The organism is Pantoea sp. sgz302252 (assembly GCF_047713085.1).
GTDB lineage: Bacteria > Pseudomonadota > Gammaproteobacteria > Enterobacterales > Enterobacteriaceae > Scandinavium.
Window position 1 is genome coordinate 1 of record NZ_JBLFJW010000090.1, and the last position, 1677, is coordinate 1677.

The window sequence follows — 1677 nt, forward strand, 5'->3', positions numbered from 1 at the left end:
CCTGACCAGTGACAAGGACAGCATCTTTAATGATGGTACTGATGCGGCGGCGCTGACGGCAACCGTTCATGACGGTAGTGGAAACATGGTGGCCGGCGCGACGGTTTACTGGAGTACAACCCTGGGCTCAGTGACCCCGGCGACATCGGTGACGGGGGCTGACGGAAAGGCAACCTCCACCCTGACGGACAGCGGAGATACCGGCACGGCGCAGGTGACGGCTTCTCTGGATAATGGCAGCCAGATGACGGCCACCATTACTGTTAACCTGCTTGAAGTTTATTTCATCACAGGTGCACCAGCACTGAGCGAATTGAATAGCGATGAAAGCTACAGTACGCACAATACTATATCTGTATACGGTAACACGGGAGATACTCTGACAATGGCGGTTGGCGATTCAGCTATTATTGTCGACAGTGGAAGCAACACATACACGACTGTGATAAATGCCGTTCCCATGTCATTTTCTGTAAAAGACAACGATGTTGACTCAGTATCCGCCAGTGTGACAGTCAATCAATCATATACTGTTAATGGAACGCTTGATTTTTCAGCATTTCCGTTTACAGATGATTTGCGGCTTGTTGTCACCAGCAATGCAAAAGCAGACGGGATAGATGTGAACCGTATTTATTTTGATTCAGGAGACATTACCCCACCTTCCGTAACCGTTACGCTGAGTGGCAGTGCTGTTTTTCAGGGGACATCATTACAAAGTCAGGTGTTTAATCTATCCGCTGTGCCTTATGATTTAGAATGTCAAATCGTGGATCCAGTGGCTGAAACCGTGGAAGTTACCTGTACTATTTCAGAGAACTATTTCATTACCCGCAACTCAACATTTAAGCCTTAATCATTATATCAATAAAGACCTGCGCTGACAGATACCGGTTATTGTTTACAACCTTTTCAGTCAGACAATCGTTTTTATACCCCAATCCCTGACAACCTCGTTGGGGATTTTTTTGGGCTCTGCCGCATGTTTTCGATGTGATCCTACCCACGTAATATGGACTCCATCCTGAGCAAGGTGGGGTGACCAGAACGAGGCTAACATCTCTGTGTTATCGGGCAAAAAACACCCACTGCCGGGGTGCATTTGAGCCAATGCGACAGCCCCGCCGTGCCTATGCTGCTCCTGTCTTCATCATTAACCTGATTACAGAGAGCCCATCATGAATCCTGAGAGCCTGCAGACCAGCCCGCTGGTTTTTTACCCGCTTCCCAATTTTGCCGGAACTCCGCAACCCGTGGCACACGGGCAGTCGGGGATTGTGGCCAGCAGCAGCACCGACTGGTCACTGCAGTCCGTGTCGGTGGGAGACACCATCACCCATGCCTATATCTGGAGCGGGGTCGATACCAGCAACCCCGGGCGGAGCTACACCGGACATACCGAGAGCTACGTGAGTGCCAGTGTCCGTGACCTGACGGCCACCTATCCGGCAAGCCAGTACCCGCTGCAGTATCTGGGGCTCGATAACACGCTGGCGGTGCCGGTGACGGTGATGCTGAGTGGCCCGTTCAGCGGCGCGGACACGCTTGCGGCAACCGCGCTGGTTCCGGGGAGTACTGCATTACAGACGACGCTGGCCGCACCGGGTATCCCCGGCGCGATGGGTTTTATCGGTACGGTGCCCGGAAGCTCCACGCTGGTCACGCTGACAACCGGAA

General features: G+C 52.5%; 1 protein-coding gene and 1 pseudogene. Both read left to right on the forward strand.

Features of this window, described 5'->3' with window-relative positions; genetic code table 11:
- The coding region (locus ACLW56_RS25225) for an Ig-like domain-containing protein (RefSeq protein WP_330986340.1) at positions 1-856 on the forward strand (856 nt) is incomplete at its 5' end.
- Positions 857-1178: 322 nt separating this feature from the next.
- Positions 1179-1677: pseudogene (locus ACLW56_RS25230) on the forward strand (hypothetical protein); the annotation flags it as partial.